The organism is Mucilaginibacter boryungensis, assembly GCF_015221995.1.
GTDB lineage: Bacteria > Bacteroidota > Bacteroidia > Sphingobacteriales > Sphingobacteriaceae > Mucilaginibacter > Mucilaginibacter boryungensis.
Window position 1 is genome coordinate 1567417 of the sequence record NZ_JADFFM010000002.1, and the last position, 22412, is coordinate 1589828.

Annotated in this window: 29 protein-coding genes; 19 read left to right on the top strand and 10 right to left on the bottom strand. The window is 43.6% G+C overall.

Annotated features, from left to right (window positions below):
- Positions 1-6: 6 nt before the first annotated feature.
- Positions 7-255: a GIY-YIG nuclease family protein gene (locus tag IRJ18_RS19875; RefSeq protein ID WP_194108028.1), complete on the top strand. Its 249-nt coding sequence runs from the start codon at positions 7-9 to the stop codon at positions 253-255.
- A gap of 122 nt (positions 256-377) precedes the next feature.
- Here IRJ18_RS19875 and IRJ18_RS19880 read toward each other — a convergent pair whose 3' ends face one another.
- Positions 378-533: a hypothetical protein gene (locus IRJ18_RS19880; protein ID WP_194108029.1), complete on the bottom strand. Its 156-nt coding sequence runs from the start codon at positions 531-533 to the stop codon at positions 378-380.
- A 305-nt stretch (positions 534-838) separates the two neighbouring features.
- Between IRJ18_RS19880 and IRJ18_RS19885 the strand changes: the two genes are divergently transcribed.
- The 3 genes from IRJ18_RS19885 to IRJ18_RS19895 all read left to right on the top strand — a co-directional run bounded on the left by IRJ18_RS19885 (position 839) and on the right by IRJ18_RS19895 (position 4982).
- Positions 839-2410: a CotH kinase family protein gene (locus tag IRJ18_RS19885; protein ID WP_194108030.1), complete on the top strand. Its 1572-nt coding sequence runs from the start codon at positions 839-841 to the stop codon at positions 2408-2410.
- Positions 2411-2518: 108 nt separating this feature from the next.
- The gene (locus tag IRJ18_RS19890; RefSeq protein WP_194108031.1) at positions 2519-3181 is read left to right on the top strand and encodes a TonB family protein; all 663 of its coding nucleotides are present in this window, start codon (positions 2519-2521) and stop codon (positions 3179-3181) included.
- 133 nt (positions 3182-3314) lie between these two features.
- The gene (locus IRJ18_RS19895; RefSeq protein ID WP_194108032.1) at positions 3315-4982 is read left to right on the top strand and encodes an ArnT family glycosyltransferase; all 1668 of its coding nucleotides are present in this window, start codon (positions 3315-3317) and stop codon (positions 4980-4982) included.
- Positions 4983-4986: 4 nt separating this feature from the next.
- On the opposite strand, the gene IRJ18_RS19900 is transcribed toward IRJ18_RS19895, so the two are convergent.
- Both IRJ18_RS19900 and rsmI read right to left on the bottom strand, forming a co-directional pair.
- Positions 4987-5496, bottom strand: a complete 510-nt coding sequence (locus IRJ18_RS19900) for a phosphoribosyltransferase family protein (protein WP_194108033.1) — start codon at positions 5494-5496, stop codon at positions 4987-4989.
- Between the two features lie 50 nt (positions 5497-5546).
- Positions 5547-6269, bottom strand: coding sequence for a 16S rRNA (cytidine(1402)-2'-O)-methyltransferase (gene rsmI / locus IRJ18_RS19905; RefSeq protein ID WP_194108034.1), 723 nt, complete (start codon positions 6267-6269; stop codon positions 5547-5549).
- Positions 6270-6377: 108 nt separating this feature from the next.
- On the opposite strand from rsmI, the gene serS reads away from it, so the two are divergent.
- From serS to IRJ18_RS19925, 4 genes are all read left to right on the top strand, one after another.
- Positions 6378-7649 (top strand): serine--tRNA ligase, encoded by a 1272-nt coding sequence (gene serS, locus IRJ18_RS19910; RefSeq protein ID WP_194108035.1) that lies wholly within the window; start codon positions 6378-6380, stop codon positions 7647-7649.
- A gap of 152 nt (positions 7650-7801) precedes the next feature.
- Positions 7802-8170, top strand: a complete 369-nt coding sequence (locus tag IRJ18_RS19915; protein ID WP_194108036.1) for a hypothetical protein — start codon at positions 7802-7804, stop codon at positions 8168-8170.
- 77 nt (positions 8171-8247) lie between these two features.
- Positions 8248-9195 carry an oxygen-dependent tRNA uridine(34) hydroxylase TrhO gene (trhO, locus tag IRJ18_RS19920; protein WP_194108037.1) on the top strand — a complete coding sequence of 316 codons (948 nt, stop codon included), beginning with the start codon at positions 8248-8250 and terminating at the stop codon, positions 9193-9195.
- A 185-nt stretch (positions 9196-9380) separates the two neighbouring features.
- Entirely contained in the window at positions 9381-9662 is a 282-nt protein-coding gene (locus IRJ18_RS19925) for a hypothetical protein (protein ID WP_194108038.1), read from the top strand.
- Between the two features lie 67 nt (positions 9663-9729).
- Here the strand turns inward: IRJ18_RS19925 and IRJ18_RS19930 are convergent, their stop codons facing one another.
- Positions 9730-10710 carry a GlxA family transcriptional regulator gene (locus IRJ18_RS19930; RefSeq protein ID WP_194108039.1) on the bottom strand — a complete coding sequence of 327 codons (981 nt, stop codon included), beginning with the start codon at positions 10708-10710 and terminating at the stop codon, positions 9730-9732.
- 109 nt (positions 10711-10819) lie between these two features.
- Here IRJ18_RS19930 and IRJ18_RS19935 point away from each other — a divergent pair, with 109 nt between their 5' ends.
- From IRJ18_RS19935 to IRJ18_RS19965, 7 genes are all read left to right on the top strand, one after another.
- Complete coding sequence (locus IRJ18_RS19935; RefSeq protein ID WP_194108040.1) at positions 10820-11263, top strand: transcriptional regulator; 444 nt, start codon at positions 10820-10822, stop codon at positions 11261-11263.
- 31 nt (positions 11264-11294) lie between these two features.
- Positions 11295-11705 (top strand): VOC family protein, encoded by a 411-nt coding sequence (locus IRJ18_RS19940; protein ID WP_194108041.1) that lies wholly within the window; start codon positions 11295-11297, stop codon positions 11703-11705.
- 10 nt (positions 11706-11715) lie between these two features.
- Complete coding sequence (locus tag IRJ18_RS19945; RefSeq protein ID WP_194108042.1) at positions 11716-12114, top strand: DoxX family protein; 399 nt, start codon at positions 11716-11718, stop codon at positions 12112-12114.
- Positions 12115-12126: 12 nt separating this feature from the next.
- Positions 12127-12513: a DoxX family protein gene (locus IRJ18_RS19950; RefSeq protein WP_194108043.1), complete on the top strand. Its 387-nt coding sequence runs from the start codon at positions 12127-12129 to the stop codon at positions 12511-12513.
- 18 nt (positions 12514-12531) lie between these two features.
- The gene (locus IRJ18_RS19955) at positions 12532-13071 is read left to right on the top strand and encodes an SRPBCC family protein (RefSeq protein WP_194108044.1); all 540 of its coding nucleotides are present in this window, start codon (positions 12532-12534) and stop codon (positions 13069-13071) included.
- Between the two features lie 12 nt (positions 13072-13083).
- Positions 13084-13293, top strand: coding sequence for a hypothetical protein (locus IRJ18_RS19960; RefSeq protein WP_194108045.1), 210 nt, complete (start codon positions 13084-13086; stop codon positions 13291-13293).
- Between the two features lie 103 nt (positions 13294-13396).
- Positions 13397-13897: a GNAT family N-acetyltransferase gene (locus tag IRJ18_RS19965; protein ID WP_194108046.1), complete on the top strand. Its 501-nt coding sequence runs from the start codon at positions 13397-13399 to the stop codon at positions 13895-13897.
- On the opposite strand, the gene IRJ18_RS19970 is transcribed toward IRJ18_RS19965, so the two are convergent.
- Positions 13898-14563 carry an FAD-binding oxidoreductase gene (locus IRJ18_RS19970; protein WP_194108047.1) on the bottom strand — a complete coding sequence of 222 codons (666 nt, stop codon included), beginning with the start codon at positions 14561-14563 and terminating at the stop codon, positions 13898-13900.
- 170 nt (positions 14564-14733) lie between these two features.
- Between IRJ18_RS19970 and IRJ18_RS19975 the strand changes: the two genes are divergently transcribed.
- The 3 genes from IRJ18_RS19975 (at position 14734) to IRJ18_RS19985 (ending at position 18166) form a co-directional block, all read left to right on the top strand.
- The gene (locus IRJ18_RS19975; RefSeq protein WP_194108048.1) at positions 14734-15420 is read left to right on the top strand and encodes an HAD family hydrolase; all 687 of its coding nucleotides are present in this window, start codon (positions 14734-14736) and stop codon (positions 15418-15420) included.
- Positions 15421-15440: 20 nt separating this feature from the next.
- A complete protein-coding gene (locus IRJ18_RS19980; RefSeq protein ID WP_194108049.1) occupies positions 15441-17408 on the top strand; it encodes a beta-N-acetylhexosaminidase in 1968 nt (655 codons plus the stop codon).
- Between the two features lie 113 nt (positions 17409-17521).
- A complete protein-coding gene (locus IRJ18_RS19985; RefSeq protein ID WP_194108050.1) occupies positions 17522-18166 on the top strand; it encodes a class I SAM-dependent methyltransferase in 645 nt (214 codons plus the stop codon).
- Positions 18167-18249: 83 nt separating this feature from the next.
- Here the strand turns inward: IRJ18_RS19985 and IRJ18_RS19990 are convergent, their stop codons facing one another.
- Together IRJ18_RS19990 and dtd are read right to left on the bottom strand one after the other, a co-directional pair.
- Positions 18250-18576: a nucleotide pyrophosphohydrolase gene (locus IRJ18_RS19990; RefSeq protein ID WP_194108051.1), complete on the bottom strand. Its 327-nt coding sequence runs from the start codon at positions 18574-18576 to the stop codon at positions 18250-18252.
- Positions 18577-18581: 5 nt separating this feature from the next.
- Entirely contained in the window at positions 18582-19040 is a 459-nt protein-coding gene (gene dtd / locus IRJ18_RS19995; RefSeq protein ID WP_194108052.1) for a D-aminoacyl-tRNA deacylase, read from the bottom strand.
- A 227-nt stretch (positions 19041-19267) separates the two neighbouring features.
- Here dtd and IRJ18_RS20000 point away from each other — a divergent pair, with 227 nt between their 5' ends.
- A complete protein-coding gene (locus IRJ18_RS20000) occupies positions 19268-20272 on the top strand; it encodes a hypothetical protein (protein ID WP_194108053.1) in 1005 nt (334 codons plus the stop codon).
- Here the strand turns inward: IRJ18_RS20000 and IRJ18_RS20005 are convergent.
- The 3 genes from IRJ18_RS20005 to IRJ18_RS20015 form a co-directional block, all read right to left on the bottom strand.
- Positions 20269-21042, bottom strand: a complete 774-nt coding sequence (locus tag IRJ18_RS20005; protein ID WP_194108054.1) for a hypothetical protein — start codon at positions 21040-21042, stop codon at positions 20269-20271. The two genes, IRJ18_RS20000 and IRJ18_RS20005, sit on opposite strands and share 4 nt — an antisense overlap.
- 70 nt (positions 21043-21112) lie before the next feature.
- Complete coding sequence (rsgA, locus tag IRJ18_RS20010; protein WP_194108055.1) at positions 21113-22033, bottom strand: ribosome small subunit-dependent GTPase A; 921 nt, start codon at positions 22031-22033, stop codon at positions 21113-21115.
- A gap of 100 nt (positions 22034-22133) precedes the next feature.
- On the bottom strand, positions 22134-22394 hold the full coding sequence (locus IRJ18_RS20015) for a hypothetical protein (RefSeq protein WP_194108056.1): 261 nt from the start codon (positions 22392-22394) through the stop codon (positions 22134-22136).
- Between the last annotated feature and the right edge of the window lie 18 nt (positions 22395-22412).

The window sequence follows — 22412 nt, forward strand, 5'->3', positions numbered from 1 at the left end:
TATTTAATGATGTATTTTGTTTATATACTTTATTCCATTTCAAAGAATAAATACTACGTCGGTTCGTGCGAAGATATTGCGAAACGACTTGCGAAGCATAATACTAATCATGCGGGATTTACTGGAAAAACAGGCGACTGGACAGTAAAACACACAGAACAATATACCAACAAAGCTGATGCGCTTAAACGTGAAAAGCAAATTAAAGCCTGGAAAAGCCGGGTAATGATAGAAAAGCTTATTAATAAAATTTAGCTCAGCAGGCTCAAAGCATCCCGATTTTACATCGGGAGGGTCACTGGTTCGAACCCAGTAACTCCCACAAAGCCTCACAGAAATGTGAGGCTTTTTTCGTTTGTTAATCATTGCCGCCAATCTTAATCCTGCTGCTCATCTGCCGGCTTCTCTTTTATCCTGTCTTTCGATACTACATTGGGGTTTAGCTCTTTCTTCCCTTTCGATTTCCTGACGATCAACACAATTGCAAGCACTACAAAAACTGCTATTGCAACAAAAACAAATGGTAGTAACATAATTATCTATTTAAGTAAACTATAGATATATACTAAAGGAATGACCGGTCTATTGGTTTTAACCTGGGAGAATATTTATAAAAGAAGCAACTGGCTACCAGCATTATAATTATTTTTTTAAAAATATTATTACCTTTGCAGCGTTCATTGCAACGCACTGATAAACTCGTACCCCCAAAGAAGTTTATTGTAAGTATTGCACTACCAAAAAACAGCTAATTTTCGATAGGCACCCATATGTGGGATAAATACCGCATGGGTTATTTATGTACAATTTAGATGTAATATTCATTTTGAGAAAAAATATGCTGAAGAAATACGCCCTGTTTTTATTTATTGCCGCAGCATTTTTGTGCTGTAAAAAAAGCGCTAAGGTTGATGAGGTTATCCCTGTTACACCAGTAGTGACGGTTGATAGCGCCGTTTTAACGTCGGTTAAAATTGAGGCGAAAAACAATGTTGGTAAAATAACCACTGATATTACCTGTACCATCGCCAATGGCGAGATAACGGCAGTTGTCCCCGATTATAAGGTCGGCAAAAAATTTGCGTTGACCTACGCGGTAAAAAACAAAGGCACAAATATTAAAAATGGCGATACTTTGCAGGTAAGCGGTGTAACCGTTACAGATTTTACTAAGCCTGTAACGCTCAGCGTTATCTCTAAATCTGGGGTTACAAACACTTATACGGTTAAGATTAAGGTGTTTACCGGCTTGCCTATCCTGTATATCACATCCGCGTCGGCTATCGTATCAAAAGAGGTTTATGTAAAAGGCAAGGTAGTGATTGACGCTAATCAGGCCTATCCACAAGATGTGACGAGCATGACCATGCAAATACGCGGGCACGGTAATTCGACCTGGACATTAAGCGCATTTCTTAAAAAGCCCTACCGCGTAAAATTCGACTCAAAAATTTCGATGCTGGGTATGACGGCCGCTAAAAACTGGGTGTTACTGGCTAATTATGATGATAAGACCTTAATGCGCAACCGCATAGCCATGTTATTGGCCCGCAGGCTTGGGTCGGACTGGGCGCCAGATAGCCGCTTTGTAGAAGTGGTGCTGAACGGTGATTTTGTAGGCAACTATTTACTGACCCCACAGGTTGAAGTGAATAAAGGACGTGTAGATATTAATGAACTGACAGATAAAAACGTAACTGATGCCGATAACACGGGTGGTTACCTGCTGGAGCTTGACCAGAAACGCGACGCCGACGTATGGTTCAATTCAAATAAAGGGTATCCTTTTGCAGTAAAATCGCCGGATGTGCCTACGGCTAAGCAACTGGCTTATATTAAAAAATACATACAGGATACGGAAGACGCTATATATGCCGCAAACTTTACCGACCCTGTTAATGGCTATCAAAAATACCTCAATAGCGATTCGTTCGTTAACTGGTATTTAACAAATGAGATAGTCCAAAACGAAGATGCAAGATTGTTTAGCAGTATATTTTATTATAAGGACCGTAATGGCAAATTAGGCATGGGCCCGGTTTGGGACTTTGACCTGAGCGGTGGAAATATTGATTATACTGTGGCTAAAAACCCTACCGGTATCTGGTTTATCCGGGATGACGGTTGGTTTCTTCGCTTAGCGCAGGACCCCGCTTTTATTATAAAAGTGCGTAACCGTTGGGCCGCTATAAAAGATAAAGAAGTAAAACAAATATTTACAGATATAGACCAAACTGCAGCTGATCTGAAATTATCTCAGCAAAAAAACTTTGAACGCTGGCCTATCCTTAATACTTATGTATGGCCTAATGCCGTGGTATTGGGCAGCTATGATAAAGAGGTGGCTTACTATAAAGACTTTTTACAGCAACGCATTAACTGGATGGACGCTAATATGTCATCGTGGTAAGCAAAGTTCCAATATAACATCATATAAAAGCCAACTACTACGTTGGCTTTTTTTGTTTATCAGCCGCTAACTATAATGTAATTAACTTGTTAACGTTTATATTTATGTATGATGAAACGTTTGGTTTTATATATAGTCCTGTCATTCAGCTGTTGTGCGGTATTTGCCCAGCCCGCCTTTAAAGGCGGCGAACAAGCACTTGCTGCCTTTTTGAAAGACCATATCGTTTATCCGGAATTTTCGGTAAAGAACTGTATTGGCGCCACTATACAGATAAGTTTCAGGGTTAATAAAAATGGGACTGTAGACCAGGTAAAAGCCTCACCTGGTTTAGGCATCGACCTGGATGATGAAGCTGTGCGCGTGGTAAAAATGACCCGTGGGCACTGGATATTACAGCCCGGCATTGAAGCCGCCAATTTAACCATCCCCATCCGTTTTGAGCCAGATATGTCGCGCTGCGCAACAACTACACAAATGAGCCGCGAACAAGCCATTACGGCCTACCGCAACCGGCAGGAGCTGGAAAACGCGGTAACTAATTATTACGAAAATAAATATGCCGGTAAAGCAGATACCAGCAAAGAAAGCTATATACTGGCCCTGAAAAAACAACTGGGTTTCGATGATGAACTTATTGACGACGTACTACAACAAGCCGCTGATAAACTAAAACAAGGCGATCAGGATGGCGCATGTACCGACTGGAAATTTATCCGCAATATTGGCAGCGACCGTGCCGATAAGTTTATTACACAGTATTGTAAGTAATACCACTAATATGTCATTTCGACCAGCGGGAGAAATCTTCTACATGCGATATGCCAAACGCAGAAGATTTCTCCTCGTACCTCGTTCGAAATGACATTGGGGGAAATTAAATTCCCCTATCTTTACCCCCGCAATGAACCCGCAAACCAACCCTGTTTATTTTAAGTGGCTTTATATTTTAATTGGCATGGGAGTGCTGGTTAATTTCAGCGGGTTATTCATCACTATTATTGGTCCGGATGGAACCTTTTATGCCAGCATTGCCAAAACCATGGTACAGCGGCAAGATTATATTGATCTGTACGCCCAGGGCAAGGAATTTTTAGATAAGCCCCATTTCCCGTTTTGGGTTACCGCTTTGTTTTTCGAGGCATTTGGCTTTCAAACCTGGGCATATAAGCTGCCAGGCATCCTGTTTTTAATGATGGGTGCGGTTTATACTTACCGTTTCGCTAAGGCACTGTATAACCAGGAAATAGCCTTATGGTCGGTATTGATATTGCTGACAGCCGAACACATTATTATATCCAATAATGATGTGCGTGCCGAGCCGTATTTAACCGGGCTGATCATCGCAGCTATTTATCATTTATACCGGGCCTATACCAGGAATAATTACTGGCAGCTATTGTGGGGCTGCGTGTTCACCGCGTTATCTATTATGACTAAGGGCATGTTTGCCGTTATTCCTATCGGGGGCGCTATTGTTGGGCATTTAATAATTACCAAACAATGGCGGCAGCTTTTTCATTTACGCTGGCTGCTGGCTATTGTGCTTACCGCGATTTTTATATTACCCGAGATATATTGCCTGTACCAACAGTTTGATCTGCATCCCGAAAAGCTGGTTTTTGATAAGCACAACGTATCGGGTGTAAAATTCTTTTTTTGGGATAGCCAATTTGGGCGCTTTTTCAACACCGGTCCCATAAAAGGCAGCGGTGACCCATTCTTTTTTGTGCATACCCTGGCCTGGGCTTTTTTGCCGTGGTCGTTATTATTATTCGCGGCTATTTACCAATCCATACGCAAGCAAAGTAAGGATGTTAAAAACAGCCAATGGTTTTGTCTGTGTGGGGCTTTACTTACCTTTTTGGTTTTCTCGGCATCTAAATTTCAGCTCCCTTATTATCTCAATATCGTTTTCCCACTTTTTGCTATTCAATTGGCGGCTTATCTGTCGGGCGTACAAGAAAATAAAAGCAGATACGCGATACAGCGGGCGCAATCGGTAATTATTGTATTGCTGTTGGGAGTAATTGTAGCCCTGCAATATTTTTTCAAACCCGCCGGGCCAATTTGGCCGGTGGTAATTATCATCATAGTGTTGTTGATCATGCTGATGTCTATCCCCAAGCATGTGGGCGTTACCGATATCCGCAAAACCTTTATCCGCACGGTTATTACAGCGTTTGTGGTCAATCTGTATCTTAACCTGGCGTTCTACCCGTCATTATTAAAATATCAGGCTGGCAGCGAGGCGGCGTTTGATATAAACCGCCTGAATACCCATAACTACCCGGTAGCGCAAACCGGTGATGCCTACAATTTTCCGCTCGATTTCTACATCCGGGGAAAAATACAAACGATCGATCCATATGGCCGTGGCCCTATCCCGGCAAAACCATTTTATCTGTTCGGGAATAGTCATTTTGTTAACGGGTTAATTAAAAAGGGCTGGGACACCGAACCGGTGAAATCGTACGATAATTACTGGATATCGATGCTAAAACCGCAGTTTTTGAACAGGAAAACCCGCCGGGAGGTATTAGATACGGTAGTTGTAGTACTGGTGAAATAGTAAATTATCTCAAATAAACCTCGTCCTGGCCGCCTTCTTCGCTTAGCACTACTTCTACATGCTCTTTTAAAACGGTTGACAGGGCTATTCCCGCATAGTCTGTAGTTACTGGGAAGTTTTTATGATTGCGGTCTATTAAGACCACTGTACGCAGCTTTTTAAGCGGCACATCAAGGAAAACGCCGAAGCCATAGGCCAGGGTTTTGCCGCTGTTTAACACATCATCAACTAATATCACTACTTTATTAGCGCATACGGCAATATCGGTATCCAATTTAGCTGTTAAATGAGAAGCTACTTTATCAATTTCAATGGTAATAAGCATGCTTTTGAACGGGGCTATTTTATCCAATATTTTCTTCAGGCGCGCGGCCAGGAAGTTGCCGCGGGGCAAAATACCGGCAATTACCAGTTCGGTTTCATCGAAATTATCTTCTAATATCTGGTAAGCAATTCTGTCCAGCTTTTGCTGAATTTGCTGATGAGTAAGTATCGGTATGCGTTTATCGGACATGCTGAAGCGCGTTGTATGCTGTAAAGTTACAATTTGGAAAGTGAAATTGGTTACTCTTCCTCATCCCTGTACTTTTTTTCTTTCGATGGTTTGGCGGAAACACCTTCCACACATATTACAAACTCGCCTTTGGCCGGATGCGTTTCGTAATAAGCCTTTACTTCAGCTACTGTTCCACGTACGGTCTCTTCAAACATCTTGGTCAGCTCGCGCGATACGGATAATTGGCGGCCGGCACCAAAGTAGGTAATCATTTCCTCCAACGTTTTCATCAATCGGTGTGGCGATTCATATAAAATAATGGTGCGGTCTTCTGCAGCTAAAGCCTTATAACGGGTTTGCCGGCCTTTTTTCAACGGCAGAAACCCTTCAAAGCAAAACCTATCCGTGGGGAAGCCGGAGTTCACCAGTGCCGGGACAAATGCCGTAGCACCAGGTAAGCATTCTATAGCTATCCCGTGTTTTAAAGCTTCACGCACCAGGAAAAAACCCGGGTCGGAAATTGCCGGCGTACCCGCATCAGATATCAGCGCAATATTTTTGCCTTCCAATAAAAACTTAACAATCTCACTACTGCTTTGGTGCTCGTTGTGCTGATGGTGGGCAAATACGCGCCCGATAACCCCAAAATGCTTCAGCATTGGTGCCGATGTCCGCGTATCTTCAGCCAATATCAGGTCGGCCTCTTTTAATATACGGACGGCCCGGTAGGTCATATCCTCCAGGTTGCCTATGGGTGTTGGTACTAAGTATAGTTTGCCGGTTGGGTTCATGGTTCATAGATAATGGTTCATGGTATTTGGATGTACGGTTTAATTTTCGCTATGAACAATGAACCATAAACCATGAACTAATTATATCTTTGCCTAAAAAATTAAATAATGCTGCAAGTTAGTTATATCCGCGATAACAGGGAACAGGTTTTAGAACGTTTGGCTGTAAAAAATTTCAAACAGCCAGGTTTGGTTGATGAGATCATCAAATTAGATGAGCAACGCCGTTCGTTACAGATTTCCAGCGAAGACTTGCAGTCTAAAGCCAACGCATCAGCCAAACAAATTGGCGAGCTGATGCGCACAGGTAAAAAAGAGGAAGCCGAAGCTTTAAAAGGTCAAACCGGCGCCTGGAAAGAAGATATTAAAAAGTTCACTGAAGAATTAGCCGCGGTTGATGAGGCTTTACAACAAAAAATTGTGTTACTGCCTAATCTGCCGCATAGCAGCGTTCCCAAAGGCTTAACGCCCGAAGAAAACGAAGTGGTGCTGGAAAATGGGGATAAACCACAATTGCCTGCAAATGCATTGCCACACTGGGAATTGGCGGCAAAATATAACCTGATTGACTTTGAACTGGGCGTAAAGATAACCGGTGCAGGTTTCCCGGTTTATAAAGGAAAAGGCGCTAAGTTACAGCGCGCATTGATCAGCTTTTTTTTAGACGAGGCCGAGAAAGCGGGTTATGCCGAAGTAATGCTGCCGCTTTTGGTAAATGAAGCATCGGGCTTTGGTACCGGGCAATTGCCTGATAAAGAGGGACAAATGTATTTTGTTGGTTTGGATAACCTATACCTGATCCCGACCGCCGAAGTGCCTATTACCAATTTGTACCGGGATGTGATTTTAAAGGCCGACGAACTGCCGGTGAAGAATTGTGGGTATACGCCATGTTTCCGCCGCGAGGCTGGTTCATACGGTGCGCATGTGCGTGGATTGAACCGTTTGCACCAGTTTGATAAAGTGGAAATTGTGCAGGTAGTACAGCCCGAAACATCGTACGATGTACTTGAACGCATGAGCAAACATGTGCAAAGCCTGTTGCAGAAGTTGGGCTTACCCTACCGTGTACTACGCCTGTGCGGCGGTGATATGGGGTTTGCATCGGCCCTAACTTACGATATGGAAACCTGGAGCGCGGCCCAGCAACGCTGGCTGGAAGTATCATCTGTATCGAATTTTGAGACTTTTCAAAGCAACCGGCTTAAACTGCGTTACCGCAATGCTGAAGGTAAAACCCAGTTAGCGCATACATTGAATGGCAGCGCCCTGGCCCTGCCGCGTATTGTGGCTACATTGCTGGAGAACAACCAAACCGAAAACGGCATAAAAATACCTGAAGTGCTGGTGCCTTACACTCGTTTTGAGATGATTGACTAAAAGCTGGAATAAACCCAATATAAATGGCCGTAAATTAAATTTTGCGGCCTTTTTTTATTGCAGATGAAATAAAATAATAATTTATAGTACTATGTATTGCATATTACCATGTTTTATATTAGTTTTGTTTAAATCATTAAATAAATTCAAACATGAAAAAATTGCAAATACTTTTTTTAGCGTTAAGCCTGTCGCTTATCGCTGCATCTTGTAATTGGGGGAGGCACAATACTATCTCCATACACGATGGTCAAAATTCAATTCGGGTTGAGTATACGGGCCGAATAGGTTTTGCCGAAGACAACAAAGCGGTGGTCGATATGTCGCCTAATGGTTATTTAAAATTCAGGAAGAATGACGAGGAATTAAATGTTGAACGTAATAAGGCCGGTCAAATAATGTACGAGGTGAATGATGAAAGAGCAAACCCTGTGTTAAATGAAGACGGTCAGCGATTATTAGCAGAAGCCATAAAAATGATATTGAAGGCCCAGGGCAGGCGTGTTAGCCGCAGGGGCTAAGCTCAGTTTTCAGGTCTCGGCTTAAATATTTATCTTTGCACCGCATTAAACGCTGTTTGCAGCAGTATCAATGGTTCATGGAAAAATATCAAACACTACTTTACTATTGTTATTCAACAATAGCAGATGCGGAGCAATTTGCCGCCGACCATTTAAAATTTTGTAAAAGCCTGAACCTGGTAGGCCGTATTATTGTAGCCGAAGAGGGCCTGAACGGCACAGTTTCGGGCACGGTTGAGGCCTGTAAGGCATATATGGATGCCATACACGCTGATGAGCGCTTTGCCAAAACCGATTTTAAAATTGACGACGTAGCCGAGCCTTCATTTGTAAAGATGCACTGCCGCTATAAATCGGAAATTGTGCATTCGGGCCTGCGCGACCCAAACATGATAGACCCTAACCGCCAAACCGGCAAACACCTTGAACCTGTCGAGTTTTTGGCGATGAAGGATAGGGACGATGTGGTGATCCTTGATGTGCGGTCGGACTATGAACACTCCCTGGGCCGCTTTAAAAACGCGGTGACGCTGGATATCGAGAACTTTCGCGATTTCCCCGCCAAGATCAACGAACTGGCAAAATTTAAGGATAAGAAAATACTAACTTACTGCACCGGCGGCATCAAATGCGAAAAAGCATCGGCGCTGTTACTGCACGAAGGGTTTAATGATGTTTACCAGTTGCACGGAGGAATCATTAAATATGGCAAGGAAACGGGTGGTAAGGATTTTGAAGGCAAGTGTTATGTGTTCGATAACCGGCTTTCGGTTGATGTGAATACGGTTAACCCGGTTGTAGTTTCTACCTGCCGCAATTGTGGTACCACTAGCGATAAGATGATCAATTGCGCCAACCCGGAATGCAACGAACACTTTACCCAATGCGATACCTGCGGCGAAAAATTGGAAGGCTGCTGTAGTCCCGCCTGCCAAAGCCATCCGCGCAAACGTGTTTACGATGGTACAGGCTATTATGTAAAAGTACCCCAACCGGTGAATGTGAAAAAGAAGGAATTGGTTTAATAGATAAAAAACCTGTCATTTCGAACCGAAGGGAGAAATCTTATACAAGCGACAAGTGTTACGCATGTCATTTCGAACGAGGTACGAGGAGAAATGACATGCGCTTGTTTTTCAATGTCCTATTAAAACATTAACTTGCTATAACGGTTAACTATCATAATCAACTCATTTAACCTTTTAATAGCATGAAGATCATCAGAATAATTGCTGTAGCCTTGTTTGTGTTTACAGCAACAGTATCTGTTAATGCAGCGGTTAAGGAAACAGCCACTATTACTGTGGTAAGGCAACTACCACCGCCGCCGCCAAAGCCACCAGGCCCGCGCCCTGCATTACGCCGCCCTGTTTTGCGTCGCCCAGTAGTACACCGCAGGGTTTATCATCGCCGTAGCAGAGTGCACATCACTTTGCCGCACGTGAATCTGCCGCGTCATCCGGGACCGCCACCACCGCCACCAAGGCCGTAGGGAAAAGTTTGCAGTAGCGGTAATAAGAGATACACCAGCTACTGCAAACTTAAAACTGCCAACCTGGCTAAGCTGCCAGTTCCTTATTATACTTATTCCTATACTCCACCGGTGACAGCCCCGTTACTTTTTTAAATACGGTGCGGAAGGCTTTGGTATCGGTATAGCCTACATCGTACATAACTTCATTAATATTCTTCCGGCTGCTTTCAAAACTTTTTTTAGCGGCTTCTATCTTTACGCGTTGTATATACTCGGTAACGGTATTGCTGGTGGCGTGTTTAAAGCGCCTTTCCAAACTGCGGCGGCCAAGGGCCAGCATATCCGCAAGCTGGTCTACCGTAATTCTATCGGCAAAATTATTTTCAATAAATTCCTGTGCTTTTTTTACCGGCTCATCCTCGTGCGCTTTTTGCCCCTGGAAAATGATGAACGGCGATTGACTGATCCGATCGATATCGATCATAAACGATTTAGAGATCAGGATAGCAATTTCGCGCCCCGCAAACTTCTCAACCAGGTAAACCAGCAGGTTAAGATACGAATAAGCGCCGCCGCTGGTATAAATGCCGTCGTCTTCGGTCATAATCTTATCGTCAACTAAATTCACGTCAGGGTATATTTGTCGAAAAACATGCGCCAGCGACCAATGTGTGGCCGCCTGCTTGCCGTCAAGCAACCCGGTTGATGCGAGGAAAAAAGCCCCAATGCATAAGCTGGCAATTTGTGCCCCTTTTTGGTATTGCTCAACTATCCAGGGCAAAAATACCTTGTTCGCTTCCACTACCTCAGCAATATCGCCATACATGGCCGGGATAATGATCAGGTCGGTTTTTGCCACATCGGTAACCAGTACATCAGGCTTAATGGTAAACATGCCATTGCGTTGTGGTATATGATTATCTAACCCCACCAGCTGTACATTAAATAATGGCGGTTTACCCATGTCGGCCATAAAAGTGTTTACCTGCGACAATATCTGGTGACTGCCGTCGATATTCGGCAAGCTGGTATGCCCAAGCGGTACAAGGATTGATATGTGCTTCATATTGCTAAATTAAAAAACAATTGTCGCATTTACCGCCTCATAATGCCGTATTTACACCCTTTTTAACAGGGTGTTTTGCCCTAATTTTGTATTGTTCAGTTAATTAGAAATGGAGTTGTATAGTATAAAGCATGATGTGAAGGTTTTTTGTGTAGAGGCAAAATCGTTTCCCAGGGGTATAATGGAAGCCTTTGACCGGTTAAATAAGATAGTAAAAAATATGGAGGGGCGCGATGTTTTTGGAATATCAAAACCGCAGAATGGGGTGATCAGGTACCGTGCTGCCGCTTCCGAGAACTTTGATGGGGAAGGAATAAAATTAGGCCTATCGCCTTTTAGTATACAAAAGGGTTTTTACCTGGGCGAAACGCTGATGAACTGGCAGCAGAATGAAATGATGATTATGAATATATTTAATCGACTGGTGGCGGATAAACGGCTCGATGGCTCGGCGCATTGTATTGAATGGTATAAAAGCCCTTCCGAACTTTTATGCCTGGCACTAATGCGTACCGACATGGTGACTGGTGATGTGACAGAATTATCTTTATAAAAAAGGAATATAAACTTAAAAAACAGCAGACATGAGCAAAATCAATCCCTACATCGGCTTTAACGGAAAAACACGTGAAGCGATGACGTTTTACAAAGACATTTTTGGCGGCGACCTGGAATTTCGTGAAGTAAAGGGCTCGCCAATGGAGCAATACTGGCAATCGGCACCCGAAGGGGCTATTTATCATGCCGCGCTTACAAATGGCGATGATATTATTATGATGGGTTCTGATATGTCGGGCCCTAACGGCCATATTGCCGGCAATATCATACAATTGGCCATTACCTGTACCAGCGAAGAAGAGATCAATACCTTTTTTAATAAACTGGCTGTTGATGGTACTATTATGGATCCGTTGAAAGATCAGTTTTGGGGTGCCATATTTGGTGCTGTAAAAGATAAATACGGCATCAGCTGGATGCTGAATTACAATAAGTAATACTAAAACCATGAAACCAAAAACTATTAAAATTATATACTGGGTGCTGGTTATCCTGTTATGCCTGTTCACCACTTTTGATGCCATTGGTGGCATTACCAAACAACAGGCGGGTATTGATGCATTGCATCAGCTGGGTTATCCTATTTATATCATGCCGCTTTTGGGTGTGCTGAAATTATTGGGGGTTGTAGCGTTATTGCAAACAAAATACGTATTGGTTAAAGAATGGGCGTTTGCCGGTTTGGCTTTTACATTTATCGGGGCATTTGTCTCCCACATTTGCTCGCATCACCCTGTTTCATACGTTATTTTGCCTTTGGTATTCCTGGCCTATTTGTTTGTAACCTATGGATTCTGGAATAAATATGAAACTGTAAAAGTGCAGCCCCAAAACCAATCACTTTAAAACAACAGGATCATGAAAAAAACAAATATCATATGCTGGATAAGCACCGTGCTGATATGCCTTGTAATGGGCGGCGGAGGTATTGTTGATGCCATGGCCACACCCGAAGCCGTTAAAATGGTGCACGATCAATTAGGTTACCCGGTTTACTTTGTATCGTTTATTGGTGTTGCTAAAGTTTTAGGTAGTATTGTGCTTTTGATACCTGGTTTCCCTAAATTGAAAGAATGGGCTTATGCCGGTTTTACCTTCGATTTAATAGGCGCTACCTATTCATCGTTAGCCACTGGCGCAACGGTGACGCAAGCTGCGCCCATGCTGATATTTTTTGCCTTGCTGGCAGTATCATACATCTATTACCACAAAAGGCTTGCGGCTAAAGCAGCTGTTAATAATTAAAATTAAAACAGAAATGTTATGGGCATACTAAGTATCATCTTTCTTATCATCGGTGCAATTATCGTTGTATTACTTATTGCTGCGGCACTATCATCCGATGATTATGCGATTGAAACGGACATCGTAATAAACAAACCAGTGGCAACTGTGTTCAATTACGTAAAATATCTTGAAAACCAGGGCACATACAATAAATGGGTAATGATTGACCCTAACGTGCGCAAAACCTTTAAAGGCACCGATGGCACCGTGGGCTTCTTTTACGCCTGGGAAAGCGATAATAAGCAGGTTGGCAAAGGCGAACAAACCATTACCGGTCTTACCGACAACAAAAAGGTGGACTATCACCTGCGGTTTATCGAACCTTTTCAGGGCGAGGCCGAATCGTACATAGCAACAGAAGGGTTGACCAACGGGCAAACCAAAGTTACCTGGGCTTTTTTTGGTAAACGCAATTTTATGATGAAACTAATGCACATAGTGCTTAACCTGAAAAAGACGTTAAAAAAAGACCTGCACACCAGCCTTACAAACTTAAAAACGGTACTGGAACAATAACAATTAACCAATATGATAGAGGTTTTTAAAACGGATGTACAACAAACAGGAACAGCTGATTTACTGGTAGCAAAACTGGTATCGCTGTTCCCGGGCAGCCGCGTAAACTTCGATCTGGAGGATTGCGACAGGGTGCTGCGCGTTGAAGGGGAGAACATTTGTACCGAAAAAACAAAGCACCTGCTCCGCACATGCGGATATAATTGTGAGGTGTTGGTGTAACTCGCCCGGTCGGCGCTGCTTCCCACCCTCTTTTCGCCGCAAGCGAAGAGAGGGTCGCACATGAAATGTCGCGGGGTGAGTCAAATTTTCTTATTTTGCACCCATGCAAATACGTGTTGCCACATTAAACGATATCCCTGCTATTATGCAGGTAATTGCAGAGGTTGTCCCCCAAATGCGTGCCGTTGGGAATTTACAGTGGGACAATACTTATCCTAACCCCGCCGTTTTTGAACAGGATATTAATGTAAACCAGCTTTGGTTAGCCGATGTAGCGGGCGAAATTGCAGGTGTTGCTGCTATCACTACCGAACAATACCCTGAATATGCACAGGTTGGTTTAGATATTAGTGAAACCGCTATTGTGGTACACCGGCTGGCTGTTAGTCCGCGTTATAAAGGGCAGGGTATTGCTGTAGCGTTAATGCAACAAGCCGAGAAAGAAGCTATTCGCAGGGGGATCAAATTTTTAAGGATCGATACCAACAGTCAGAATACTATTGCGCAGAATCTGTTTATTAAAACCGGTTACGTGTTCGCCGGAGAAATAGGCCTGGAGTTTCGCCCCGGTATGCGCTTTTATTGTTACGAGAAGCAGCTGTAGTTACTTTTCAAACACCACTGAATCGGGGTCGGCGCCCAATTCCTTTAATATCGCTACTATTCCATTCACCATCTCATCAGGTCCGCAAACATAAAATGGCTTACTGAAATCTTTAACGTGCTTGGTAAGGTAAGCTTTGTCAATGTGCCCGCTGTCATATTTGGGGTTTTGCTCGACCGATAGGATATACTGCGCATTTTTACCCAGCATGGCGTCCAGTTCGTGGTGGTAAATAATATCTTTTTCAGTTTTATTGGCAAAAAAAAGCTGGTTAGTGCGTAGTTTACGGTCTTTATGCAAATGGCGCAATATTGCTATAAAGGGTGTAATACCTGCCCCGCCGGCTATAAAATAACCATCAGTTTTATACTGGATAGCACCCCAAACATCGCGCAGTATTAATTCATCGCCTGCATTTAGCTGGTGCAAATTATGGGTTACCCCGTCATGGTCGTGATAGCCTTTAATGGTAAATTCCAAATAAGGCCATTCGTTTAAGCTGGTGAAGGTAAAGGGCCGTTTTTCGTCTTTCCATTCGGGCTTATTAATAGATACTTCAGTAGCTTGTCCGGGCTCAAAACGATAGCCGTCAGGTTTCTCTATCCTAAAGGCTTTTACATTATGTGTTACGTCTGTTATCTCAAGTATCTTTACAATTTTTTCCATCGCGGGCGTTTCTGTTACGGGGAAATTAAAAACGGTGTAATATAAAAGATAAATAGGGTATATTTTGTTTTAAATGTATATATACGTTAGCAGAAGATTAAGCGGAGGCTTTTTCATCAAATGCGAATCAATTTATATAATTGTTATTGTTTAGACACTAATTTAGCGACATGGATATAAAAGTGATAGCTTTTGACGCCGATGATACCCTTTGGGTGAACGAACCTTATTTCAGACGTACCGAAGAAGCCTTCTGTGAATTAATGAGCGGCTACCTGTCGCAGCATAATATAGAGCGCGAATTGCTGAAAATAGAAATTGGCAACCTGCCGTTGTATGGTTATGGCGTAAAAGGCTTTATCCTCTCGATGATAGAGACCGCCATGACGGTATCCGACAAAACCATTAGTATTGATGTTGTAGACCGTATTATTCAATTAGGCAAGGCGGTGCTGGATGAACCCATTGAATTATTGGAAGGTGTTGAAGAGGTGCTGACAGCGCTGAAAGGGAAATACCGTTTAGTGGTAGCCACCAAAGGCGATCTGCTTGATCAGGAACGCAAATTGCGTAAATCGGGCCTGAGCCATTATTTTCACCATATCGAAGTGATGTCTGAAAAAGATGATGCCAATTATATGAAGCTGATCCGTCACCTGGATATACAACCGCACGAGTTGATGATGGTGGGTAATTCGTTAAAATCTGATATATTGCCGGTACTAAATGTTGGGGGCCATGCCGTGCATGTGCCCTACCACATTACCTGGGCGCACGAACAAATTGATAATAATATTGAACATGATAGGTTTAAAAGTGTTGAAAGCATAAAGCAAGTGCTTGAACTGCTAAATTAATCGGATAACTACCTGCTACTATGAAAAAACTATTCCTGCTAACGGGCATTTGCCTGTTTAGTACCGCTGTTATAGCGCAAACTGCCAACACCGAACCGGCCATTATTCCTAAGCCGGTTAACATAGTTAAACATACGGGCAGCCTTACGCTGCATAAAAATATAATAATAGTGGCGCCAGCCTCTGCAAAGCCGGTGAGTAATTACCTTACTGCCAAATTAACCAACGCGGGCATATTTGTTACAGCTACCCAGCAGGCTTTACCAGCCGTGATCAGGCTTGCTTTAAACACCAAGGCCGACCCTGTGATAGGTGCGGAAGGGTACCACCTGTCGGTAACAGCAAAAGGGGTTGTTATTAGAGCTAACCAGCCGGCAGGCCTGTTTTATGGGGTACAAACACTGGTACAGTTAATGCCTAAACAAATTGAAAGCGCAGACAAGGTAACCGGCATAACCTGGAAGATCCCTTTTGTAGAGATAACCGATTACCCGCGCTTTGCCTGGCGCGGACTGATGTTTGATGTTTCCCGCCACTTTTTTACTAAGGCCGAAGTGAAGCACTTTATTGATGATATGGTTAAATACAAGTTTAACCTACTTCACCTGCATTTAACCGATGACGAAGGTTGGCGTATAGAAATTAAAAGTCTGCCCCGCCTAACCCAGGTGGGCGCCTGGAACGTTAAAAAAGTAGGCGACTTTGGCACCTTTATACCCCCAACGGCTGATGAACCCCGCGATTATGGCGGCTTTTATACCCAGGATGATATCCGCGAACTGGTGGCTTACGCTAAGGAACGCTATGTAAATATTATGCCCGAAATTGATGTACCCGGGCACAGCCTGGCAGCAGTAGTGGCGTACCCCGAACTATCGTGCACGCCGGGCGCAGACCAATACCATGTACGCTCGGGCGAAAAAATTATGAACTGGTCCAGTACGGGCAATACCGCCTTAGTTGATAATACCCTATGCCCGGCTAACGAGAAAGTGTACGAGTTTTTAGATAAGGTAGTAACCGAAGTGGCACAATTGTTCCCATTCCCCTACATGCACATGGGTGGCGATGAATGTGCTAAAAACTTTTGGGCTCAAAGCGATGCCGTAAAAGCCCTAATGGTAAAAGATACCCTAAAGGACATGAAAGAGGTGCAGGCCTATTTTGAAAAACGCCTGGAAAAAATAGTAGAAAGCAAAGGCAAAAAATTTATGGGCTGGGATGAAATTGTTGAAGGGGGCCTTGGCCCTAATGCAGCTGTAATGAGCTGGCGCGGGGTTAAAGGCGGTATTGAAGCAGCCCGCCAGGGCCACGAGGTAGTAATGAGCCCTACCGACTTTGCTTACCTGGATTATATGCAATCCGACCGTATTACCGAGCCGCATGTTTATGCATCGTTGCGTTTAAGCAAGGCTTACCAGTTTGAACCTGTGCCCGATGGTGTAAATGCCAGTTTGATAAAAGGCGGCCAGGGTAACCTGTGGACAGAACAGGTATACAACTTTCGCCAGGTAGAATATATGCTTTGGCCGCGTGGCATGGCTATTTCCGAATCGGTATGGTCGCCCAAAGGGACAAAAAACTGGCCAGGTTTTTTTAGCCGGGTTGAAAGTCATTTTCAGCGTTTAGATGAGGCGGAAATAAAATATGCGCCAAGTGTATACGATCCCTCGTTTCTTCCATCCATAGCTCCGAATAACGAATTGAGGATTGAGTTAACAACCGAGGTTCCCGGCCTGGATATTTATTACAGTTTCGATAATTCATTCCCCGACAGGTTCTATCCAAAATATACCGCGCCATTAATTGTGCCGAAAGATGCTAAACAGCTGCGGGTAATTACCTACCGTGGCAAGCAGCCTGTTGGCCGCATGCTGACTATGCCTATTGATGAGTTGAACGCCCGGATAAAACGTGTGCCAACCGCGCCGCCAACAACGGTAACCCCGCCGCCCAACCCTGCGCGACCGGCAGCACCTATAAAATAATGCGATGTAGTATTAAAGTTACAAGTATTTTTTTTGAAATATTTTTGATACAGATTACTTGATTTAAATTTGCCTGATTCACTTTAACAAAATAAAGCCCTGCTTAACAACAAATGAACGATAATAAATTGTACGTGCATTATGGATGCGGACAATGTGCCCCGCCCGAGTGGAAAAACTTTGATGTTTCGCCAACGTTACGTATCCAGAATACGCCGGTACTGGGTTGGTTACTGCGCAGTAACCTTGGGCAGGTTTTTGATAAAAACGTGCAATACGGCGATATTACTAAGGGCTTGCCCGGGATACAAGACAACTCGGTTGATGGGGCCTATTGCTCGCACGTGCTTGAACATATGTCGTTAGGTGATTTTAGGAAAGCAATTGCCAATACTTATAAAATGCTGAAACCGGGTGGCACATTCAGGTTAATTATGCCGGATATTAAAGTATTGGTTGACGATTATCTTGCCGATAAGGCAAAAGGTGATCCTGAAGCTTGTATCCGGTTTATCAAAAGAACCATTATGGGAATGGACGAGCGCCCGGCTACTTTAAAGGGCCGTGCTAAACAGGCGTTTGGCTACCTGGGTCACCTGTGGCTTTGGGATAATGAATCAGCCATTAACGAGCTTCAAAAAGTTGGATTTAGAAACATTCGCCAAATCGAATTTAACGATTCGCCAGACCCTATGTTTAAACTGGTTGAAAATAAAGAGCGCTTCGAGCTTTGCGTAAAATTGGAGGCGATTAAATAAGGCTTTATTGGCGTTATAACATATTCTTAAAATGGTCAATCATCATAATCCCGATGGCTGGCCTTTAATTTTAAAGCATATAACTATTGTAACTTTTCGTTATCCCTGTGACGGTTGGCATCGCGGATGGTTTTCTTTTCCAGGTTTTTTTCCAGCGCCTCGGTAAGGTTAATGCCGGTTTGGTTAGCCAGGCAAATCAGCACAAACAGCACATCGGCCATTTCATCGGCCAGGTTAACTTCGGTATCCGATTTTTTAAACGATTGTTCACCATATTGCCGGGCCATAATACGGGCTACCTCGCCAACTTCTTCCATCAGCATGGCGGTATTAGTTAGTTCGTTAAAATAGCGGACACCTGTGGTTTTTATCCAGTTATCTACTAATTGCTGGGCTTCTTCTATCGTCATAGTTGTTAATGGTTGTCTTTATCTTTTGTATCCATTATTATAGTAACAGGGCCATCGTTCACCAGGCTAATTTTCATATCGGCACCAAATATGCCGGTGGCAATTTTTTTACCGGTAAGTTGTGTTAGCACTTCTATCATCTGCTCGTACAGGGGGACAGCCTTATCTGGCCTGGCCGCACGGATAAACGAGGGCCGGTTGCCTTTTTTTGTCTGGGCAAAAAGGGTAAATTGTGAGATAAGCAGGATGTCGCCATCCACATCTGCCAGGCTTTTGTTCATCAAACCATTCTCATCGCCAAATATGCGCATGCCTGCAATCTTCTGCGCCAGCCAATGCAAGTCCTCGCCGGTATCGGCATCTTCTATCCCTAATAAAACTAAAAAGCCATTATTTATTTGCCCGGTAATATGGCCGTCAACCGTGCATTTGGCTTCAGAAACACGTTGTAATACTGCACGCATATTTTATCAAAATAAAAAATTAGTGCCTGTTGTCCGCTTTTGTGGCACGAGAGAAAGGTAAACACTTTATTTCTATTTTATAGAATTGGGGTGTGATGATCCTTTACCTACCGATTTATCCAAAACAAAGTCCGCGTCGTATTAAGAGGCAACCTAATTAATAAAAAGGCGGTATTAGCAGGTGTCTAAGGACAAGATCAAATAAATTAATAACCATTATACTTATTATGTTATCTACCAGAAATATTACGTTTTGCCTTACATTAGTTATTGTTCTTTTATCAGCCTGTAAAAAAGGCGCAGCACCCAAACCTTCTTTTGACATTTTTGCCCTGGGTAGTGTCAGCATGGCCAATATTTCCACACCTGCTTACTGGAAGAACGGGCAGTTTATGTCGCTACAGGCTCCTATCTCTGCTAATGCTTTAACAAATACCATTGCACTACACGGTACAGCTATTTATACAGCAGGCTCGCTTACCGGCACCAATGGTATGGCCCGGGCTGCCTACTGGAAAAATGGCGGTTTAAAGGACGTTTCGGCGGGATTTGCAGCCAGCACCATAAAACGCATTGCTTTCCGCGGGGACGATACCTACATGTTTGGCTTTGCTGGTACAAGTACCAGCACTTATCCGGTAATCTGGAAAAACGATGTAGCTATAACGTTACCCCCTATAGCGGGCATTCGGGATTATCTGGACCTGGCATTTAGCGGCAGCGATACGTACCTGCTGACCAATGCCCTTACAACCACCAATACCCAGGTTGCAGGCTATGTAAAAAATGGGGCCCTGGTAAAAGTGCGCGATACCACATCATCCTCTGATGCTACGGCCATGACCATAAGCGGGAGTGATGTATACTTATGCGGTAACGGGGTTATCAATAGCACCGTTACCGCAGTTTATTGGAAAAATGGGGTTAGGGTACAGCTTGCATCCCAGGGCCAGGCCGTAGCCAATGCCATTACTGTTTCGGGCAATGATGTATATGTTGCCGGCAATAACAATGGCGCAACCATTTGGAAAAATGGACAGGTCATTTTCCACGACTCGGGTGCCCTGTCTGCAGCATTAAGCATTGCTGTTAATGGAACGGATGTATATGCGGGCGGCTATAGCCATTCGGGGATAGCAACCATCTGGAAAAATGGCCAGGCTATGCAATTGCCAACCAGTATGCCTGGTGAATCGTCGAGGATAAATAAATTGGTTTTAGTAATGCCTTAAAAGCTATAACCAATGCGGCCCATAAAGCCGTTGCCTACGTCAATTATACCGAAAAGATGTTTGTAATTGATGAAATAACTAAACTTCGGGAACACTTCGCGAAATAGCCTTTCGCCTGGTTCATCATCCTTATTTAAGGTGTTGTTTAACTCATTATGCCCAAGCGTAACGCCTAAAAAGCCCCGCAAACCATGGCGTAGCTGCGGGTTTTCTGCCGAATTAAAAAGCACTTCGCTGGTTAACCCTACCGAAAACAGGTCGGTCCTGGGATCAACATAATAATAGCTTTCAGGCTTAAGATTCTTTTTTAAAGTAGCAAAATCGCCATATTCGTGACTATAGGCGGCTTCAACACCAATGAAACGGAAATCGGCATGATCGAATTTCTTGTATAAGTTAGCCGAGAACCGGCCACCCACCGCTCCAAAAGAACGGTCGGAAAAATAGTTGGGAGACGAATAATCCTGACCGCTGTTTTTATAATCGCCAAGCTCGGTGAAAACGCCGTAGGCCATGTTAAAGCCCTTAAAAGTATGGCCTACGCTTAAATTGGCCTGTCCGCTATAAACCATATCCTTGAAATAAGCGTCGGGATAAATATTAGCGCCAGCAGAGACATAAACTTTTGTGCTCACCGAATCAAACGATGCAGGTTTGGGCATATAGGCAATATCCTGATGGTACAGCGCCGGTGTGTAAACCGTTGCGCACGAACTAAGTAAAAGCAGCAAGCCCGCTGCAAATGAAAGTGGTTTAAGGTTGAAAGCCATGATTAGATTAGTGATTGATGGTTTATAGTTAATACGTACTTATCTCCGGTTTCGCTACAGGTTCAATTAATTAAGCCCTGGTATCGTTACCGTGGTAAATACTCAGGTAACTTTCGTAACGGGATAGTTCAATCTCGCCAGCCTCAACCGAGGCAACTATGGCGCAGCCAGGCTCGTTAATATGACGGCAGTTGTTAAAACGGCACTGGTTCATACGTTCGCGCATTTCGGGGAAGAAATGGCTTAACTCGCCTTTTTCAATATCTATCACGCCTAATTCGCGTATGCCGGGCGTGTCTACAATAAAACCGCCGCCGGGCAATTCGTGCATTTCGGCAAAAGTGGTAGTGTGCATGCCCTTATCGCTCCAGTCGGATACCTCTCCTGTACGGATGGCCAGTTCGGGCAGCAAAGCATTAATGAGACTTGATTTTCCCACACCTGAATGGCCTGAAAACAAGGTTGTTTTATTGGCGATGAGCTGTCGAATAATTTCAATATTAGTTCCCTCTAATGCAGAAACTGCATAACAGGGATACCCTATCTTTTCGTATATACTTTTATGGTCGGCCAGTATTTCCAGGCCTTCGTCGCTAAACAGGTCGAGTTTGTTATAGATCAGGCAAGCCGGGATATCATAAGCCTCGGCAGTTACCAAAAACCGGTCGATAAAACCCAGCGACGTGCGTGGCGAAGCCAGCGTAACCACCAAAAAAGCCTGATCGAGGTTAGCCGCAATGATCTGCGCCTGTTTGGAAAGGTTGATAGACTTACGGATAATATAATTTTTGCGCGGGTGCAGGTGGTTGATCACGGCGTTATCGCTGCCGGGTTCAAACTCAAAATCAACTTGGTCGCCAACAGCTATGGGGTTAGTTGTAGTTAATCCTTTAATACGGAACTTGCCCTTAATGCGGGCCTCATAGCGGTTGCCATCCGGCGTTTGCACCTGGTACCAGCTTCCGGTAGATTTTATGATGAGTCCCTGCATAGGGGGTAAAATTACGGAAATAGTCTGAACCATGATTAAACCGATTGAAAGGAAGACAGGATTTAACAACCCACTTCTGTCTTCAAAACAATATTCTTAATTATGCATGCATAGTAAAATTATCCTGCTGTTTTACCCTGTTTTTTGCCGTCATAAAAAATATTATTCTTTTTTCTTGCATCTTTAATATTAATCTACTTAATTTGTCGTCATTAAAAAGCATGATAATTAACAACACCATAACAACAATTATTATTACCACCGGGATAAACCTTGGAGGAAGATAATCGTTTGGTGTAACAGATACAGAACCACAAAAACGCCTTCCTCCAGCAAAGAGGAAGGCGTTTTTGTTTAACACAATTGAATAACGCTAATA

Coding starts and splice junctions, on each gene's coding strand:
- IRJ18_RS19990 (WP_194108051.1), bottom strand. CDS start 18,576: ATGACGATAGAAGAAGCCCAGCAATTAGTAGATAACTGGATAAAAACC.
- IRJ18_RS19950 (WP_194108043.1), top strand. CDS start 12,127: ATGAAAAAAACAAATATCATATGCTGGATAAGCACCGTGCTGATATGC.
- IRJ18_RS19880 (WP_194108029.1), bottom strand. CDS start 533: ATGTTACTACCATTTGTTTTTGTTGCAATAGCAGTTTTTGTAGTGCTT.
- IRJ18_RS19965 (WP_194108046.1), top strand. CDS start 13,397: ATGCAAATACGTGTTGCCACATTAAACGATATCCCTGCTATTATGCAG.
- IRJ18_RS19975 (WP_194108048.1), top strand. CDS start 14,734: ATGGATATAAAAGTGATAGCTTTTGACGCCGATGATACCCTTTGGGTG.
- IRJ18_RS19925 (WP_194108038.1), top strand. CDS start 9,381: ATGAAGATCATCAGAATAATTGCTGTAGCCTTGTTTGTGTTTACAGCA.
- IRJ18_RS19960 (WP_194108045.1), top strand. CDS start 13,084: ATGATAGAGGTTTTTAAAACGGATGTACAACAAACAGGAACAGCTGAT.
- IRJ18_RS19940 (WP_194108041.1), top strand. CDS start 11,295: ATGAGCAAAATCAATCCCTACATCGGCTTTAACGGAAAAACACGTGAA.
- IRJ18_RS19875 (WP_194108028.1), top strand. CDS start 7: ATGATGTATTTTGTTTATATACTTTATTCCATTTCAAAGAATAAATAC.
- IRJ18_RS19980 (WP_194108049.1), top strand. CDS start 15,441: ATGAAAAAACTATTCCTGCTAACGGGCATTTGCCTGTTTAGTACCGCT.
- rsgA (WP_194108055.1), bottom strand. CDS start 22,033: ATGCAGGGACTCATCATAAAATCTACCGGAAGCTGGTACCAGGTGCAA.
- IRJ18_RS19955 (WP_194108044.1), top strand. CDS start 12,532: ATGGGCATACTAAGTATCATCTTTCTTATCATCGGTGCAATTATCGTT.
- IRJ18_RS20005 (WP_194108054.1), bottom strand. CDS start 21,042: ATGGCTTTCAACCTTAAACCACTTTCATTTGCAGCGGGCTTGCTGCTT.
- IRJ18_RS19915 (WP_194108036.1), top strand. CDS start 7,802: ATGAAAAAATTGCAAATACTTTTTTTAGCGTTAAGCCTGTCGCTTATC.
- IRJ18_RS19935 (WP_194108040.1), top strand. CDS start 10,820: ATGGAGTTGTATAGTATAAAGCATGATGTGAAGGTTTTTTGTGTAGAG.
- serS (WP_194108035.1), top strand. CDS start 6,378: ATGCTGCAAGTTAGTTATATCCGCGATAACAGGGAACAGGTTTTAGAA.
- IRJ18_RS19895 (WP_194108032.1), top strand. CDS start 3,315: ATGAACCCGCAAACCAACCCTGTTTATTTTAAGTGGCTTTATATTTTA.
- IRJ18_RS19900 (WP_194108033.1), bottom strand. CDS start 5,496: ATGTCCGATAAACGCATACCGATACTTACTCATCAGCAAATTCAGCAA.
- dtd (WP_194108052.1), bottom strand. CDS start 19,040: ATGCGTGCAGTATTACAACGTGTTTCTGAAGCCAAATGCACGGTTGAC.
- rsmI (WP_194108034.1), bottom strand. CDS start 6,269: ATGAACCCAACCGGCAAACTATACTTAGTACCAACACCCATAGGCAAC.
- IRJ18_RS19945 (WP_194108042.1), top strand. CDS start 11,716: ATGAAACCAAAAACTATTAAAATTATATACTGGGTGCTGGTTATCCTG.
- IRJ18_RS20000 (WP_194108053.1), top strand. CDS start 19,268: ATGTTATCTACCAGAAATATTACGTTTTGCCTTACATTAGTTATTGTT.
- trhO (WP_194108037.1), top strand. CDS start 8,248: ATGGAAAAATATCAAACACTACTTTACTATTGTTATTCAACAATAGCA.
- IRJ18_RS19890 (WP_194108031.1), top strand. CDS start 2,519: ATGATGAAACGTTTGGTTTTATATATAGTCCTGTCATTCAGCTGTTGT.
- IRJ18_RS19930 (WP_194108039.1), bottom strand. CDS start 10,710: ATGAAGCACATATCAATCCTTGTACCGCTTGGGCATACCAGCTTGCCG.
- IRJ18_RS19985 (WP_194108050.1), top strand. CDS start 17,522: ATGAACGATAATAAATTGTACGTGCATTATGGATGCGGACAATGTGCC.
- IRJ18_RS19885 (WP_194108030.1), top strand. CDS start 839: ATGCTGAAGAAATACGCCCTGTTTTTATTTATTGCCGCAGCATTTTTG.
- IRJ18_RS19970 (WP_194108047.1), bottom strand. CDS start 14,563: ATGGAAAAAATTGTAAAGATACTTGAGATAACAGACGTAACACATAAT.